The organism is Streptomyces sp. BR1, from assembly GCF_052373795.1.
Taxonomy (GTDB): domain Bacteria; phylum Actinomycetota; class Actinomycetes; order Streptomycetales; family Streptomycetaceae; genus Streptomyces.
The window spans coordinates 6,037,448-6,052,948 of record NZ_CM126252.1 but is presented as its reverse complement, the minus strand read 5'-3'; the positions used below and the strand labels follow the sequence as shown (position 1 = coordinate 6,052,948).

The window sequence follows — 15,501 nt, the reverse complement described above, 5'->3', positions numbered from 1 at the left end:
ATTACTTCGTCTCCTCGGTACGGGCGTGACTGACGGCGGACTCGTTGCCGCCCAGAAGCAGGTACAGGACGGCCATCCGGGTGTGCACACCGTTGGCGACCTGCTCGACGACGGTGCAGCGGTCGGAGTCGGCGACCTCGGCGGTGATCTCCATGCCGCGGACCATCGGGCCGGGGTGCATCACGATGCCGTGCTCGGGCATCTTGGCCATGCGCTCGCCGTCGAGCCCGTACCGCCGCGAGTACTCGCGCTCGGTCGGGAAGAAGGCGGCGTTCATGCGCTCGCGCTGCACACGAAGCATCATCACCGCGTCGGACTTCGGCAGCACGCTGTCGAGGTCGTAGCTGACGTCGCAGGTCCAGTGGTCGACGCCGACGGGCAGCAGGGTGGGCGGGGCCACCAGGGTGACCTCGGCGCCCAGCGTGTGCAGCAGGTCGACGTTGGAGCGGGCCACCCGGCTGTGCAGCACGTCGCCGACGATCGTGATGCGCTTGCCGGCCAGGTCCTGGCCGAGCCCGGCGTCCCGGCCGACCAGGCGGCGGCGCATGGTGAAGGCGTCGAGCAGGGCCTGGGTGGGGTGCTGGTGGGTGCCGTCGCCCGCGTTGATGACGGCCGCGTCGATCCAGTCGGAGGTGGCGAGCCGGTAGGGCGCGCCGGAGGCGCCGTGGCGGATGACGACGGCGTCCACGCCCATCGCCTCCAGCGTCTGCGCGGTGTCCTTCAGGGACTCGCCCTTGGAGACCGAGGAGCCCTTGGCGGTGAAGTTGATGACGTCCGCGGACAGCCGCTTCTCGGCGGCCTCGAACGAGATCCGGGTGCGGGTGGAGTCCTCGAAGAAGAGGTTGACGACGGTACGGCCGCGCAGGGTGGGGAGCTTCTTTATCGGCCGGTCGGCGACCCGGGCCATCTCTTCGGCGGTGTCGAGGATGAGCACGGCGTCGTCGCGGGTGAGGTCGGCGGCCGAGATGAGGTGACGCTTCATCTGGGTTCTTCTCCAGGATCGTGGAGGTCTGGGCATGCGGGCGCGCAGAAGTGCCGTACGGGACGGTGCGACCCGTACTCCGTACGGAAGGTGGCTTTACTGCTCGCCGGCCGGAGCGGCCTGCTTGGCACCGAGCAGCACGGCGTCGCGGCCGTCCTCCTCGGCGAGCAGGACCTTGACCGTCTCCCGCAGCGACGTCGGGAGGTTCTTGCCGACGTAGTCGGCGCGGATCGGAAGTTCGCGGTGGCCGCGGTCGACGAGGACCGCGAGCTGCACGGCGCGCGGACGGCCGATGTCGTTCAGCGCGTCGAGGGCCGCGCGGATGGTGCGGCCGGAGAAGAGCACGTCGTCGACGAGGACGACCAGGCGGCCGTCGACACCGTCACCGGGGATCTCGGTGCGGGCCAGCGCGCGCGGCGGGTGCATGCGCAGGTCGTCCCGGTACATGGTGATGTCGAGGGAGCCCACCGGGATCTTGCCTTCGGTGATCTCTTCGAGCTTGTCGGCCAGCCTGCGGGCCAGGAAGACGCCCCGGGTGGGAATGCCGAGGAGCACCACATCGTCGGCGCCCTTGGCGCGTTCGACGATCTCGTGGGCGATGCGGGTCAGTACCCGCGCGATGTCGGGGCCCTCGAGCACGGGGCGCGCCGCATCGGTCTGGTGCGTGTCCATAGGAAACGGACCTCCTTCTCCGCCTCACGGGACGGACCTTAAAGGACGTCGGAATTACTCCGTCCACGGTACCAGGGCATTCCCCGGTCCTCACACGGGGTCGTCACCCGTCTGGGGTGGGGGTATGGACCATTCGGCTTGACGCAGCCAAGTAACGCTGCGTAACCTCACAGTGAGTTACCGCCACGCGGCGGAGCCGAAAAGTGTTCCAGCGTCCGGGGAGCTATATGTCCAGCGAATACGCAAAACAGCTCGGGGCCAAGCTCCGCGCCATCCGCACCCAGCAGGGCCTCTCCCTCCACGGCGTGGAGGAGAAGTCCCAGGGCCGCTGGAAGGCCGTCGTGGTCGGGTCGTACGAGCGCGGCGACCGTGCCGTGACCGTCCAGCGCCTCGCCGAGCTGGCGGACTTCTACGGGGTCCCGGTCCAGGAGCTGCTTCCGGGCACCACGCCCGGCGGCGCGGCCGAGCCGCCGCCGAAGCTCGTCCTCGACCTTGAGCGTCTTGCCCACGTCCCGCCGGAGAAGGCGGGCCCGCTGCAGAGGTACGCGGCGACGATCCAGTCCCAGCGGGGTGACTACAACGGCAAGGTGCTGTCGATCCGTCAGGACGACCTGCGCACCCTGGCGGTCATCTACGACCAGTCGCCCTCGGTTCTCACCGAGCAGCTGATCAGCTGGGGCGTCCTCGACGCGGACGCGCGCCGCGCGGTCGCCCACGAGGACAACTGACACGCTGACGCCTCAGCAGAAACGTGCCGCCGGGCCGGCCCGATCCCCCAGGGAGCGGGCCGGCCCGGCGGCGTTTTCATGCGACCTCATGGATCATGCCCGCGCTCGTCTCCGGGTACGGCGAAGGGCCCGCCGTACGTGCGTACGGCGGGCCCTTCGGGTGCCGGGTGAGCCGAGGCTCAGGCGTCCCGGCGAAGACTCGGCTTGAGCTCCTTGAAGCGGGCCAGCAGCCCGTTCACGAAGGCCGGGGAGTCGTCCGTGGAGAACTCCTTCGCCAGCTGCACCGCCTCGTCGATCACGACGGCGTCCGGCGTCTCGTCCATCCACACCAGCTCGTACGTGCCGAGCCGCAGGATGTTCCGGTCGACGACCGGCATGCGGTCGAGCGTCCAGTCGACGGCGTACGTGGAGATCAGGTCGTCGATCCGCGCGACATGCTGCGCGTACCCCTCGACGAGCTCCATCGTGTACTCGTTGACCGGCGGCTGACGGTCGTCGGACCGAGAGTGGCGCACCCAGTCCGCGAGGACCGTCTGCACGGACTCACCGCGCTGGTCGGCCTCGAAGAGGATCTGGAAGGCGCGCTTGCGCGCCTTGTTCCGGGCAGCCACGGTTAGCTGTTCACCCGGCCGAGGTAGTCGCTGCTGCGGGTGTCGACCTTGACCTTCTCACCGGTGGTGATGAAGAGCGGGACCTGGATCTGGTAGCCGGTCTCCAGGGTGGCGGGCTTGGTGCCACCGGTGGAGCGGTCGCCCTGGACACCCGGCTCGGTCTCCTGGATGACGAGCTCGACGGCGGCCGGGAGCTCGACGTAGAGCACCTCGCCCTCGTGCTGCGCCACGGAGGCGGTGAAGCCCTCGATCAGGAAGTTGGCGGCGTCACCGACGTTCTTGCGGTCGATGTGCAGCTGGTCGTACGTCTCCATGTCCATGAAGACGAAGTACTCGCCGTCCATGTAGGAGAACTGCATGTCGCGGCGGTCGATGGTGGCCGTCTCGACCTTCGTACCGGCGTTGAAGGTCTTGTCGACGACCTTGCCGGAGAGCACGTGCTTGAGCTTGGTGCGCACGAAGGCCGGGCCCTTGCCGGGCTTGACGTGCTGGAACTCGACGACGGACCAGAGCTGGCCCCCGTCGAGCTTGAGCACCATGCCGTTCTTGAGGTCGTTCGTGGAAGCCACGGTTGCGGAATCTCCTGGACTGAAGCTGGTGGGACCGAGGGTGCGCGTTCACAGCGGTGCTAGAGCGCGAGCAGTTCCTTGGTCGTAATGGTGAGTAGCTCTGGCCCGCCGTCCGCCTCGGGACGGACGACGAGCGTGTCATCGATTCGGACACCACCCCGGCCCGGGAGGTGGACCCCCGGTTCGACGGTGACCGGCACGCAAGCGTCCAGTTTACCCATGGCTCCAGGTGCGAGCTGCGGGTCCTCGTCGATTTCGAGGCCCACGCCGTGTCCGGTGCACGCTCCCAGGCCCTCCGCGTGCCCCGCCGCGTCCAGCACCTGACGTGCCGCGCGGTCCACCGCCCGGTACTCCGCGCCCGGCGCCAGCGCCTCCCGGCCGGCCCGCTGAGCGGCGAAGACGACCTCGTAGAGCTCGATCTGCCAGTCGGCCGGGGTCGTCCCGATGACGAACGTACGGCCGATCTCGCAGCGGTAGCCGCGATACGTGGCGCCCAGGCACACGGAGAGGAAGTCACCCTCCTCGACGCGGCGGTCCGAGGGGCGGTGGCCGCCCCGGCCGGAGTTGGGGCCGGTGCCGACGGAGGTGGTGAAGGCCGGGCCGTCGGCGCCGTGGTCGACGAGGCGGCGCTCCAGCTCCAGGGCGAGATGGCGTTCGGTGCGGCCCACCAGGATCGACTCCAGGAGCTCGCCGAGCGCCTGGTCGGTGATCTCGGCGGCGATCCGCAGACAGGCGATCTCCTCCTCGTCCTTGACGAGCCGCCGCTGCTCCACCGCTCCCCCGAGGTCGCCCAGGAGCAGCCGGGGCGCGACCGAGCCGAGCGCGCGGTGGCGGACCACGGTCAGGTCGTGCTCCTCGACGCTCAGCGAGTCGGCGCCGGACGTCTGGGCGAGGTCGGCTGCGGCCACCGCCGGGTCGCCCGAGGGGGTGGGCAGCACGGTGACCCGTAGATGCTCGTCGAGCCGGCCCTCCACGAGGTCGCCGGTGGGCGTGCGGGGGCACAGCAGTACGTCCTCGGCGGGGCCGAGCAGTAGTACGGCTCGGGGCGGGGCGCCGCCCGCGAGATAGCGGACGTTCGCCGAGCGGGAGACCAGCGCGGCGGCGCTCCCCGCGGCCGCGCAGCGGTCGCGTAGCCATGCGCGGCGGGCCGCGTACACCTCTGACATGCGTCGAGCGTATTTGGGGGGCGGGGGGGTTGGCCGCTTCTGCTCGTCCGACCGGGGGCCGGGCTTTGACTGCGGGCCGTCTTGGGCTGGTCGCGCCCGCGCGGCGGAGCCGCGAAATGTCACAGCCCCGCGCCCCTAAACGGCCCTCCGGGCCTCGTCCTCAAACGCCGGACGGGCTTTTTATGCCCCTACCAGCTCGGCGGGCTCGCGATCGCCCTCGCCAATACGTCGTCCAGGAGGCGGGCCGTTGTCGGGACGTCGTATTGGGAATTGTCGATGATGGGGAGGCCCGAGCCGTACCAGCCCGCCATGCGGCCGTGGATTCCGGCGACCTCCTCGTCGCAGAGGCGGCGGTTGCCGGAGCGCTCCGCGTTGCGTTCCAGGACGATGTCCAGGCCCGGCAGGAGGACGACCGGGAGCAGGCCGGGGCCGACGTGGCGCTTCCAACCGCCGAGGCCGACGACCGGGCGGTCCGGGAAGACCGCGTCGTCGAGGATGCAGGAGATGCCGTTGGCCAGGAAGTTGCGCGCGGCAAAACCGCAGGTGCGGCGGGCCAGGCGGTACTGCGCCTCGGAGTGGTCGTTCCACCCCGCCTGTGGATCCGCGAAACCCGCGCAGACCCATTCGCGTACGTCGTCGAGGCTTATGTGCGCGGTGGGGACGCGGCGGTGCTGGGCCCAGTAGCGGGCGACCGTGGTCTTGCCCGCGCCCGCCGGGCCTATGAGCAGTACGGCGAGCGTGGTGACCCCGGTGCCGCCCGGTGCCTGCGGCAGCGGGACGGGCCCGCCCGGCGGCAGCGTGACGTGCCCGGTGGTTTCCCGGGAGGGCGGCGCGGGCGCGTGGTGGGGCGCCGGGGCGTGCCAGCCCGGTGCGGGCGGGGGCGGTGGTGCCTGTGGTGCGGGCTGCGGTGGGCCGGGGAACGGGGGCGGCGGGGGCGGCTGGGCACCCTGGACCGGGGACGGCGGGGCGTCGTGGACCGTCGGCTGGTGGGCGCCGAGGGCCCAGTCGGCGCCCGGTCCGTGCCCCGGGGCGTGAGGCGGCGGAAGCGGAGCCCCCGCTTCGTGCTGCATCCGGTGCCACTCCGTCTCGTACAGGCAACTGGTGCTGGTCCGGGCGCTCCCCCGCGGCCCGAGGGACCCCCATGGCGTCCCGGTCCAGAACCGTACCTTCCCCGGCCGTCGCAGTGTGAACGGCCGGGGCGCGGCGAAGGTGCCCGCTCAGCCGCCGAGTTCGTCGGCGAGCGCGCGCAGTGCCAGGCGGTACGAGCCGATGCCGAAGCCCGCGACGGTGCCGCTGGCGACGGCCGCCACCACGGAAGTGTGACGGAACTCCTCACGCGTGTACGGGTTCGAGATGTGCACCTCGATGAGCGGGGCGGTGCGCTGGGCGGCCGCGTCCCGCATTCCGTACGAATAGTGGGTGAACGCGCCCGGGTTGAGAACGACCGGAATCTTTCCGTCGGCCGCTTCGTGCAGCCAGCGGATCATGTCGCCCTCTTCGTTGGTCTCGCGGACCTCGACGTCGAAGCCGAGCTCCTTGCCCAGCGACTCGCAGACCTCCACGAGACCCGCGTACGTCGTCGCCCCGTAGACGTCCGGCTCGCGCGAGCCCAGGCGGCCCAGGTTGGGGCCGTTCAGCACGAACACCCGGCGGCTCACGCCGACACCTCCCCGTACGCGGCGAGCAGCACCGCCGGGTCCGGGCCTTCCAGGACCGTCGGCTTGGCGAGGCCGTCGAGGACGATGAAGCGCAGCAGGTTGCCCCGCGACTTCTTGTCCAGCTTCATGTTCTCGACCAGCTTGGGCCACTGGTCGCCGCGGTAGGTGAGCGGCAGGCCCACCGACTCCAGGATCGAACGGTGCCGGTCGGCCGTGGCGTCGTCCAGGCGCCCGGCCAGGCGGCCGAGTTCGGCCGCGAAGACCATGCCGACCGAGACGGCCGCGCCGTGGCGCCACTTGTAGCGCTCGTTCTTCTCGATGGCATGCGCGAGGGTGTGCCCGTAGTTCAGGATCTCGCGCAGCCCCGACTCCTTGAGGTCGCTGGAGACGACGTCGGCCTTCACCTGGATCGCGCGCTCGATGAGCTCGGCCGTGTGCGGGCCCTCGGGGGTGCGGGCGCCCGCCGGGTCGGCCTCGACCAGGTCGAGGATGACCGGGTCGGCGATGAAGCCCGCCTTGATGACCTCGGCCATGCCGGACACGTAGTCGTGGACCGGCAGCGAGTCGAGCGCGGCGAGGTCGCACAGCACGCCGACGGGCGGGTGGAAGGCGCCCACCAGGTTCTTGCCCTCGGCCGTGTTGATGCCGGTCTTGCCGCCGACGGCCGCGTCGACCATGCCGAGCACGGTGGTCGGGACCGAGACCCAGCGCACCCCGCGCAGCCAGGTCGCGGCGACGAAGCCCGCGAGGTCGGTGGTGGCGCCGCCGCCGACGCCGACGACGGCGTCGGTGCGGGTGAACCCGGACTGGCCGAGCGCCTTCCAGCAGTAGGCGGCGACCTCGTAGGTCTTGGCCTCCTCGGCGTTGGGCACCTGGATGGCGATGGCCTCGTAGCCCTGGGCGGCCAGGTCCTCGCGGATGGCGTCGCCGGTGCCGGCCAGCGCCTCCGGGTGGATGACGGCGACCTTGAGGTTGTCACTGCGGCGCGCAGCGCCTCCGTTGAGGGTGGTGGTGGGCGACGGGCGGGACTTGGTGCCGATCAGGCCGGGGAGTTCGGCGAGGAGGTTGCGGCCGACCAGCACGTCGTACGGGTCCGCCCCGGCGCTGCCGCCGACGTGGATCCGGGTGGGTGCCTGCTCGCTCATGCGGTTTTCAGCTCCAGTGCGTCGAGGACCGCCTGGGCGACCTCTTCGGGGGTGCGGTCGTCGGTCGCGACGACGACCCGGGCGACTTCGGTGTACAGATGGCGCCGGGCGTCCATCAGCTCGCGCCACTGGCGGCGCGGGTTGACCGCGAGGAGCGGGCGGGCGGTGTTGAGGCCGACCCGCTTCACCGCCTCCTCGACGTCCATCGACAGATAGACGACCGGCCGGCCGGCGAGCAGCGCGCGCGTGGAGGCGTCCAGGATCGCGCCGCCGCCGAGGGCGAGTACGCCCGTGTGCTCGGCGACGGCGGCACGGACCGCCTCCCGCTCCAGCTCACGGAAGTGCGCCTCGCCCTCGTCGACGAAGATGTCGGCGATCTGGCGGCCCTCGGCGGCCACGATGTCGGCGTCGGTGTCCCGGTAGGGCGCGCCGAGCCGCTCGGCGAGCAGCGCGCCCACGGTGGACTTCCCGGAGCCCATCGGGCCGATCAGGACGACCAGCGGACCGGTGCTCACCGGATCTGCAGGTTGTCGAGGTAGGACCGGACGTTACGACGGGTCTCGGGGACGCTGTCGCCGCCGAACTTCTCGGCGACCGCGTCCGCGAGGACGAGCGCGACCATGGCCTCGGCCACGATGCCCGCGGCGGGGACGGCACACACGTCGGAGCGCTGGTGGTGGGCCTTGGCGGCCTCGCCGGTGGCGACGTCGATGGTCGCGAGCGCGCGCGGCACGGTCGCGATCGGCTTCATCGCGGCCCGTACGCGCAGCAGCTCACCGGTGGTCAGACCACCCTCGGTGCCACCCGCGCGGCCCGAGGTGCGCTTGACGCCCTCGGCCGTCCGCACGATCTCGTCGTGGGCCTTGGAGCCCGGCACGCGCGCGAGGTCGAAGCCGTCGCCGACCTCGACGCCCTTGATCGCCTGGATGCCCATGAGGGCGGCGGCGAGACGGGCGTCCAGCCTGCGGTCCCAGTGGACGTGCGAGCCGAGGCCGACGGGCACGCCGTACGCCAGGACCTCGACCACACCGCCGAGGGTGTCGCCGTCCTTGTGGGCCTGGTCGATCTCGGCGACCATCGCCTTCGACGCGTCCGCGTCCAGGCAGCGCACCGGGTCGGCGTCCAGCTTCTCGACGTCGGCGAGGGTCGGGTAGACGCCGTACGGCGCCTTCGCGGCGGCCAGCTCGACCACGTGCGAGACGATCTCGATCCCGGCCGTCTCCTTCAGGTAGGAGCGGGCGACCGCGCCGAGCGCCACACGCGCGGCGGTCTCGCGGGCGCTGGCGCGCTCCAGGATCGGACGCGCCTCGTCGAAGCCGTACTTCTGCATACCCGCCAGATCCGCGTGTCCCGGGCGGGGACGCGTCAGCGGGGCGTTGCGGGCGAGGTCGGCGAGGATCTCGGGGTCCACGGGGTCGGCCGACATGACCTGCTCCCACTTGGGCCACTCGGTGTTGCCCACCATGATCGCGATCGGCGAGCCCATGGAGAGGCCGTGGCGGACACCGCCCAGGAACGTGACCTCGTCACGCTCGAACTTCATCCGCGCGCCGCGCCCATAGCCCAGGCGCCGCCGGGCCAGGTGGTCGGCCACCATCTCCGTGGTGATCGGCACGCCGGCGGGAAGGCCCTCCAGCGTCGCGACAAGTGCGGGACCGTGGGACTCCCCGGCGGTCAGCCAGCGCAACCTGCTCAACGGTGCTCCTCATGCTCGCGCGTTCGGTACTACGGCGCGGCCGGGTGCGCGGCCCTGGCCCGCCACCACTGATCCTCCCACGTCCGCGATGGTGAGCCGGGACCCGGTCCAGGAAGCGGACGCAGAATCCGTTGGCCGGACGCTCAGCGGGCGGTGAGCGCCGCCTCGCCCGCCGCGCGCATGACGTCCAGCGGCGCCTTCGCCACGCCCGTCATCTGCTCGATCTGGAGGACCGCCTGGTGGACCAGGAGGTCGAGGCCGCCGACGACCGGAGCGCCGCGCTCGGCCCAGGCGGCCGCGAGCGCGGTCGGCCACGGGTCGTACAGGACGTCGAAGAGCGTTCCCGGGCGCTCGGGGACGGCCGCCGCGAGCGCGTCGGTGGTGCCCGCCGGGGTGGTGGCGATCACGAGCGGCGCCTCGAAGGCCCCGGCCGCGTCCGCCCAGTCCGCGGTCCGGACGGCGACGCCGAGGCGCTCGCCCCAGCCGCGCATCTCGTCCGCGCGGGCCGCGCTGCGGACGTACGCGGTGACCTCACCCGTACAGATACGGGCGAGGGCGGCCAGCGCCGAGGACGCGGTGGCGCCCGCGCCGAGGACGGCGGCCGAGGTGACCCGCTCGACGCCGCGCTCGCGCAGCGCGGCCAGCATGCCGGGGATGTCGGTGTTGTCGCCGTAGCGGCGCCCGTCGCGGGTGAGGACGACGGTGTTCACCGCCTCCACCGAGGAGGCGGTGTCGCTGATGCCGTCGAGCAGCGGGATGATCGCCCGCTTCAGCGGCATCGTGAGCGAGAGCCCGGCCCAGGAACTGTCGAGCCCGTCGATGAATCCGGGAAGAGCGGCCTCGTCCACCTCGAAACGGTCGTACGACCAGTGGGTGAGGCCGAGTTCCCGATAGGCGGCGCGGTGCAGTACCGGGGAGAGCGAGTGGGCGATGGGCGACCCCAGTACGGCCGCCCGTCGCGCACCGCTCTCCTGGCTCACGGAACTCACTGGCCGGATTTCCCCTGTTCGTACTTCTTGCGGTTCTGGTTCTGCTCTTCGTTGGTGACCGCGAACAGCGTCTCGTTCTCGGTGACCGAGACGAAGTAGTACCACGGGCCCGGCGTCGGGTTGAGCGCCGAATGCAGCGCGGAATCACCGGGGTTGCCGATCGGACCGGGCGGCAGACCGTGGATGTAGTACGTGTTGTACGGGTGGTGGAAGTCCCGCAGGTTCTTGACCGCACCTGTGTCCAGGGTCGATTCGCTCTTGGCGTAGTTGACCGTGGAGTCGAAGTCGAGCAGGCCGTAGGTCTCGGTGTTGCCGGGCTTCAGACGGTTGTAGACGACCCGCGCGACCTTGTCGAAGTCGTGCTTGTACTTGCCTTCCGCCTGGACGAGGCTCGCGACCGTGATCACCTGGAGCGGCGACTTCAGGCCGAGCTTGACGGACATGCCCTTCAGGTCGACCTTGGCGTACTCGCTGTTGGCACGCGAGACCATCTTGCGCAGGATGTCCTCGGGCTTGGCACCCTTGGCGACCGGGTAGCTGGCCGGGTAGAGGAACCCTTCCAGCGGATCCTGGATCTCCTTGTTGTCGTTCGCCCAGTCGGGCAGCCCGAGATTCTTCGCCTGCGCCTTCGCGACGTCCTTGGTCGTGCCCGGCTTGAGTTCGAGGCGCTTGTCGATCTGCTCGTAGACCCAGGCGTTCCGCTTGCCTTCGGGAATGATGAAGTTGCTGCGGCTGGCCGGGTTCAGCATGGCCGCGACCGCGTTCGCCGCCGACATTCCCTTGTTGAGCGTGTAGACGCCCGCCTGAATGGTCTTGCCCTTGGGGTTGTCGTTCTGCGCGGAGACGAACGCGCCCTGGCTCTTGACCACTCCGGCCTTCGTCAGAATGCTGCCGATTTCATATCCGCCGGCCCCCTGGGGGATTTCCACCTGAATCGGGGTGGAGCCGGTCCCGACATAGTCGGGAGCCGTGCCGAATTTCTTCTGCCAGAACTGGTAGCCGAAATACCCGGCGCCGCCGACGCCGAGGGAGAAGACGACGACGAGCACCAGACAGGCGCGCCCGCTCTTGCCCTTCTTCTTCCCCTTGCCCTTGCCGCCCTTGCCCCGCCGGGAGCGCGGCTCGTCCTCGTCGGCGTCGCTGTCGGCGCCGTCGGTGAAGAAAGGATGCGTCTCCTTCTCCGGCTCCGGTTCGGCCTCCGGCTCCTCCGGCGTCCACTCGGGCGCCTGCTCCGGCACCGTCTGACGCTGGTTCGGCGGCTGCGGCGGCGGATACGCCTCGGGCGTGCCGTAGTAGTCCTGCGTCTCGGCGCCGTAACCGGTGTAGCCGTCCGGCTGCTGCCCGGCGTAGGGCATGGCCGCCTGCTGGCCGGTGTCCCATCCCGCGTTGTACTGAGCCTGCTGTACGTACTGCTCCTGCGGGTAACCCTGCTGGGGCTGCCCGCCGTACTGCTGCTGCGACTGCTGCGGGTGCTGGTTCTGCTGGTGCACCTGCTGCTGGTGCTGCTGCTGCGCGTACGGGTCCTGCGGGTGCTGGGCCTGCTGCGGGTGCTGCTGGTACTGCGGATGCTGCGGCTGCTGCTGCGCGTACTGCTGATGCGCCTGCTGGTCGCCGTACGGAGCCTGACCGGAGGCAGCCTGCTGCGCTCCCCATCCCTGGTCCCCGTACAGAGGATCCTCGGGATGCCACGGTTCGGAGCCTGCGCCCCGGCCATACTCAGTCATCGGTCCCCTAGAGCCGCGAGGCATCCGGACGGTCCGCCTCTTCCGCTGTGCGGCAGCTGTTCGAATGTCGCCGCATCGCGCGGAACGTTACCGTATCGCGATCAGATAACCACTTCGACGCCCTCGCCAGGCGGTCTGCCTGACACCCGTTCGGCCTCAAGCGCGGTCTGAAGAATGATCACTGCGGCCGCCTGATCGATGACCGACCGGCCCTTTTTCGACTTCACGCCGGAGGCGCGCAGTCCCTGAGTGGCCGTCACCGTCGTCATCCGCTCGTCGACGAGCCGGACCGGAATCGGCGCGATGCCCTTCGCGAGTTCGTGGGCGAATTTGCGGACCTTGACGGCCGCCGGGCCCTCGCCCCCGCTGAGGGAGCGAGGCAGCCCCACGACCACCTCGATCGGCTCGTACTCCTCGACGAGCCGGCGCAACCGCCGGTGGGCGGCCGGGACATCACGTCCCGGCACGGTCTCCACCGGCGTGGCGAGCACCCCGTCGGGGTCGCACGAGGCGACCCCGATCCGGGCGTCCCCGACGTCGATCGCGAGGCGGCGTCCCCGTCGCATCAGGCCGTCTCGGCGACGAGGCGCTCGACGGCGGCCATGGCGTCGCCGACCGCGTCCGGGTTCTGACCGCCGCCCTGGGCGACGTCCGGCTTGCCGCCGCCACCGCCGCCGAGGGTCTTGGCAGCGGTACGGACCAGGTCACCGGCCTTGAGACCGCGCTCGCGGGCGGCCTCGTTGGTGGCGATGACGGTCAGCGGGCGGCCGTTGGCGGTGGTGAAAAGCGCCACAACCACCGGGCGGTCGCCCGGAATGCGGCCGCGCACGTCGAGGACGAGCTTGCGCAGGTCGTCGGCGGAGGTGCCGTCCGGCACCTGCCCGATGGCCAGGGCCACGCCCCGGACGTCCTTGGCGCCCTCGGCGAGCCCGCCGGCGGCGGCCAGGACCTTCTCGGCGCGGAACTTCTCGATCTCCTTCTCGGCGTCCTTCAGCTTGCCGAGCATGGTGGAGATCTTCTCCGGCAGCTCCTCGGGGCGGCCCTTGACCAGCTCCTGGAGCTGGGCGACGACCGTGTGCTCACGGGCGAGGAAGTTGTACGCGTCCACGCCGACCAGGGCCTCGATGCGGCGCACACCGGAGCCGATCGAGGACTCGCCGAGCAGCTTCACCAGGCCCAGCTGGGCGGTGTTGCCGACGTGCGTACCGCCGCAGAGCTCCTTGGAGAAGTCGCCGATGGTGACCACGCGCACGCGCTCGCCGTACTTCTCGCCGAACTCGGCGATGGCGCCCTGCTTCTTGGCCTCGTCGATCGACATGACCTCGGCCTGGACGTCCAGTTCGCGCGAGAGGACCTCGTTGATCTTCTGCTCGACGTCGGTGAGGACCGTGCCGGGAACGGCGGCGGGCGAGCCGAAGTCGAAGCGGAAGCGGCCCGGCGAGTTCTCCGAACCGGCCTGGGCGGCCGTCGGGCCGAGCGCGTCGCGCAGGGCCTGGTGGGTCAGGTGCGTGGCGGAGTGGGCGCGGGCGATGGCGCGGCGGCGCTTGATGTCGATGGTGGCGTAGGCCGAGGCACCGAGCGTGACCTCGCCGACCTGGACGACGCCCTTGTGCACGTGGACGCCCGGGACCGGCTCCTGCACATCGCGGATCTCGATGACCGCGCCCGTGTCGAGCTTGATGCGGCCCTGGTCGGCGAGCTGGCCGCCGCCCTCGGCGTAGAACGGGGTGCGGTCCAGGACGACCTCGACCTCGTCGCCCTCGGAGGCGGCGGGCGAGGGCACGCCGTCGACGAGCAGGCCGACGACCGTCGACTCGTTCTCGGTGAGCGTGTAGCCGGTGAAGTCGGTCTCGCCCGAGTTGTCGGCCACCTCGCGGTAGGCGGACAGGTCGGCGTGGCCGGTCTTCTTGGCCTTGGCGTCGGCCTTGGCCCGCTCCCGCTGCTCCTTCATCAGGCGGCGGAAGCCGTCCTCGTCCACGGAGAGGCCCTGCTCGGCGGCCATCTCCAGGGTGAGGTCGATCGGGAAGCCCCAGGTGTCGTGGAGCAGGAAGGCCTTCTCGCCGGCCAGGACCGTGCCGCCGGCGGCCTTGGTCTCGGTGACGGCGGTGTCCAGGATGTTGGTGCCGCCCTTGAGGGCCTTGAGGAAGGCGGCCTCTTCGGCGAGCGCGACCGTCTCGATGCGCTTGCGGTCGGTGATGAGCTCCGGGTACTGCTGGCCCATCGTGGTGATCACGACGTCGATCAGGTCCTGGACGACCGGGCCGGTGGCGCCCATGAGGCGCATGTTGCGGATGGCGCGGCGCATGATGCGGCGCAGGACGTAGCCGCGGCCCTCGTTGCCGGGGGTGACGCCGTCGCCGATGAGCATCGTGGACGTACGGATGTGGTCGGCGACCACACGCAGCGAGACGTCCGTGTGGTGCGCGGCGCCGTAGCGGACACCCGTCAGCTCGGTGGCCTTGTCCATGACCACGCGCAGGGTGTCGGTCTCGTACATGTTCTGTACGCCCTGAAGGATCATGGCGAGGCGTTCGAGACCCAGACCGGTGTCGATGTTCTTCGACGGCAGGTCGCCGAGGATCGGGAAGTCCTCCTTGCCGTCGCCCGCACCGCGCTCGTACTGCATGAAGACCAGGTTCCAGATCTCCACGTACCGCTCGTCGTTGACGGCCGGGCCGCCCTCGACGCCGAACTCGGGGCCGCGGTCGTAGTTGATCTCGGAGCAGGGGCCGCACGGGCCCGGGACGCCCATGGACCAGAAGTTGTCCTTCTTGCCCAGGCGCTGGATGCGCTCGGCGGGGACGCCGATCTTGTCGCGCCAGATGGCCTCGGCCTCGTCGTCGTCGAGGTAGACCGTGATCCAGAGCTTCTCCGGCTCCAGGCCGTAACCGCCCTTGTCCTGCGGCGAGGTGAGCAGCTCCCAGGCGTACCGGATGGCACCTTCCTTGAAGTAGTCGCCGAAGGAGAAGTTGCCGCACATCTGGAAGAACGTGCCGTGGCGGGTGGTCTTGCCGACCTCTTCGATGTCCGGGGTACGGACGCACTTCTGCACGCTGGTCAGCGTGGCCGCCGGGGGCTTGACCTCACCCAGGAAGTAGGGCTTGAACGGCACCATGCCCGCGGGGACCAGGAGCAGAGTCGGGTCGTCCGCGATGAGCGACGCCGAAGGGACGACGGTGTGCCCGCGCTCCTCGAAGAAGCTCAGCCAGCGGCGGCGGATTTCAGCCGACTCCATCAGTGGTCCTCATTCCGGTTGTACGAGATCGTCTTGTACTGCTGCTTGGGGTGGTCGAGTGCCGCGAGGCGGCGCTGCGCCGGGAGTTCATGCACGTTGGACGCGTTGAGCCCCAGCGCGTCGTTGAGTTCCGACTCGCGCTGGACCATGCCGGCCTTCACGTCGAGCGCGAAGTCCTTCAGCTTGTGGCCCGCCTCGATCGCCTTGTCGGCGGTGCGCGCGGCCAGGGACTCCGGGGTGAGCTGCTTCAGCTTCCGGTTGACCTTGGTGGTGGCCCACACACCGGCTGCGGCGCCCGCGGTGAACCAGAACGTACGGCGGAACAT

General features: G+C 70.6%; 16 protein-coding genes. 1 reads left to right on the top strand and 15 read right to left on the bottom strand.

What is annotated here, in order from left to right:
- Nucleotide 1 precedes the first annotated feature (1 nt).
- Complete coding sequence (locus ACT1U9_RS26585) at nucleotides 2-982, bottom strand: aspartate carbamoyltransferase catalytic subunit (RefSeq protein WP_444535148.1); 981 nt, start codon at nucleotides 980-982, stop codon at nucleotides 2-4.
- Between the two features lie 96 nt (nucleotides 983-1,078).
- Entirely contained in the window at nucleotides 1,079-1,654 is a 576-nt protein-coding gene (gene pyrR, locus ACT1U9_RS26580) for a bifunctional pyr operon transcriptional regulator/uracil phosphoribosyltransferase PyrR (protein ID WP_188271513.1), read from the bottom strand.
- A 227-nt stretch (nucleotides 1,655-1,881) separates the two neighbouring features.
- Here pyrR and bldD point away from each other — a divergent pair, with 227 nt between their 5' ends.
- Nucleotides 1,882-2,382, top strand: coding sequence for a transcriptional regulator BldD (gene bldD / locus ACT1U9_RS26575; protein WP_067155757.1), 501 nt, complete (start codon nucleotides 1,882-1,884; stop codon nucleotides 2,380-2,382).
- Nucleotides 2,383-2,561: 179 nt separating this feature from the next.
- Here bldD and nusB read toward each other — a convergent pair whose 3' ends face one another.
- The 13 genes from nusB to ACT1U9_RS26510 form a co-directional block, all read right to left on the bottom strand.
- Nucleotides 2,562-2,993 carry a transcription antitermination factor NusB gene (gene nusB, locus ACT1U9_RS26570; RefSeq protein WP_188271514.1) on the bottom strand — a complete coding sequence of 144 codons (432 nt, stop codon included), beginning with the start codon at nucleotides 2,991-2,993 and terminating at the stop codon, nucleotides 2,562-2,564.
- Between the two features lie 2 nt (nucleotides 2,994-2,995).
- On the bottom strand, nucleotides 2,996-3,562 hold the full coding sequence (gene efp, locus ACT1U9_RS26565; protein ID WP_444535147.1) for an elongation factor P: 567 nt from the start codon (nucleotides 3,560-3,562) through the stop codon (nucleotides 2,996-2,998).
- A 59-nt stretch (nucleotides 3,563-3,621) separates the two neighbouring features.
- A complete protein-coding gene (locus ACT1U9_RS26560) occupies nucleotides 3,622-4,728 on the bottom strand; it encodes an aminopeptidase P family protein (protein WP_188271516.1) in 1,107 nt (368 codons plus the stop codon).
- A 188-nt stretch (nucleotides 4,729-4,916) separates the two neighbouring features.
- Nucleotides 4,917-5,798, bottom strand: coding sequence for a Pro-rich N-terminal domain-containing protein (locus ACT1U9_RS26555; protein ID WP_444535146.1), 882 nt, complete (start codon nucleotides 5,796-5,798; stop codon nucleotides 4,917-4,919).
- Between the two features lie 147 nt (nucleotides 5,799-5,945).
- A complete protein-coding gene (gene aroQ / locus ACT1U9_RS26550; RefSeq protein ID WP_444535145.1) occupies nucleotides 5,946-6,386 on the bottom strand; it encodes a type II 3-dehydroquinate dehydratase in 441 nt (146 codons plus the stop codon).
- A complete protein-coding gene (gene aroB / locus ACT1U9_RS26545) occupies nucleotides 6,383-7,531 on the bottom strand; it encodes a 3-dehydroquinate synthase (protein ID WP_444535144.1) in 1,149 nt (382 codons plus the stop codon). Before aroB ends, aroQ begins: the two co-directional genes overlap by 4 nt.
- A complete protein-coding gene (locus ACT1U9_RS26540) occupies nucleotides 7,528-8,046 on the bottom strand; it encodes a shikimate kinase (protein WP_188271520.1) in 519 nt (172 codons plus the stop codon). The genes aroB and ACT1U9_RS26540 overlap by 4 nt, the downstream gene beginning before the upstream one ends.
- Nucleotides 8,043-9,227 carry a chorismate synthase gene (aroC, locus tag ACT1U9_RS26535; protein WP_444535143.1) on the bottom strand — a complete coding sequence of 395 codons (1,185 nt, stop codon included), beginning with the start codon at nucleotides 9,225-9,227 and terminating at the stop codon, nucleotides 8,043-8,045. The genes ACT1U9_RS26540 and aroC overlap by 4 nt, the downstream gene beginning before the upstream one ends.
- Before the next feature lie 143 nt (nucleotides 9,228-9,370).
- A complete protein-coding gene (locus tag ACT1U9_RS26530) occupies nucleotides 9,371-10,207 on the bottom strand; it encodes a shikimate dehydrogenase (RefSeq protein ID WP_444539253.1) in 837 nt (278 codons plus the stop codon).
- A gap of 5 nt (nucleotides 10,208-10,212) precedes the next feature.
- The gene (gene mltG / locus ACT1U9_RS26525) at nucleotides 10,213-11,940 is read right to left on the bottom strand and encodes an endolytic transglycosylase MltG (RefSeq protein WP_444535142.1); all 1,728 of its coding nucleotides are present in this window, start codon (nucleotides 11,938-11,940) and stop codon (nucleotides 10,213-10,215) included.
- A gap of 101 nt (nucleotides 11,941-12,041) precedes the next feature.
- Complete coding sequence (gene ruvX / locus ACT1U9_RS26520; protein ID WP_444535141.1) at nucleotides 12,042-12,506, bottom strand: Holliday junction resolvase RuvX; 465 nt, start codon at nucleotides 12,504-12,506, stop codon at nucleotides 12,042-12,044.
- Complete coding sequence (alaS, locus tag ACT1U9_RS26515) at nucleotides 12,506-15,175, bottom strand: alanine--tRNA ligase (RefSeq protein WP_444535140.1); 2,670 nt, start codon at nucleotides 15,173-15,175, stop codon at nucleotides 12,506-12,508. Before alaS ends, ruvX begins: the two co-directional genes overlap by 1 nt.
- Nucleotides 15,175-15,501, bottom strand: a complete 327-nt coding sequence (locus tag ACT1U9_RS26510; protein WP_188271525.1) for a DUF6167 family protein — start codon at nucleotides 15,499-15,501, stop codon at nucleotides 15,175-15,177. The genes alaS and ACT1U9_RS26510 overlap by 1 nt, the downstream gene beginning before the upstream one ends.

Bases quoted from the DNA above. Each gene is read 5' to 3' on its own strand.
- ACT1U9_RS26585 (WP_444535148.1), bottom strand. From the start codon at position 982: ATGAAGCGTCACCTCATCTCGGCCGCCGACCTCACCCGCGACGACGCC.
- pyrR (WP_188271513.1), bottom strand. From the start codon at position 1,654: ATGGACACGCACCAGACCGATGCGGCGCGCCCCGTGCTCGAGGGCCCC.
- bldD (WP_067155757.1), top strand. From the start codon at position 1,882: ATGTCCAGCGAATACGCAAAACAGCTCGGGGCCAAGCTCCGCGCCATC.
- ACT1U9_RS26560 (WP_188271516.1), bottom strand. From the start codon at position 4,728: ATGTCAGAGGTGTACGCGGCCCGCCGCGCATGGCTACGCGACCGCTGC.
- ACT1U9_RS26555 (WP_444535146.1), bottom strand. From the start codon at position 5,798: ATGCAGCACGAAGCGGGGGCTCCGCTTCCGCCGCCTCACGCCCCGGGG.
- aroB (WP_444535144.1), bottom strand. From the start codon at position 7,531: ATGAGCGAGCAGGCACCCACCCGGATCCACGTCGGCGGCAGCGCCGGG.
- mltG (WP_444535142.1), bottom strand. From the start codon at position 11,940: ATGACTGAGTATGGCCGGGGCGCAGGCTCCGAACCGTGGCATCCCGAG.
- ruvX (WP_444535141.1), bottom strand. From the start codon at position 12,506: ATGCGACGGGGACGCCGCCTCGCGATCGACGTCGGGGACGCCCGGATC.
- alaS (WP_444535140.1), bottom strand. From the start codon at position 15,175: ATGGAGTCGGCTGAAATCCGCCGCCGCTGGCTGAGCTTCTTCGAGGAG.
- ACT1U9_RS26510 (WP_188271525.1), bottom strand. From the start codon at position 15,501: ATGTTCCGCCGTACGTTCTGGTTCACCGCGGGCGCCGCAGCCGGTGTG.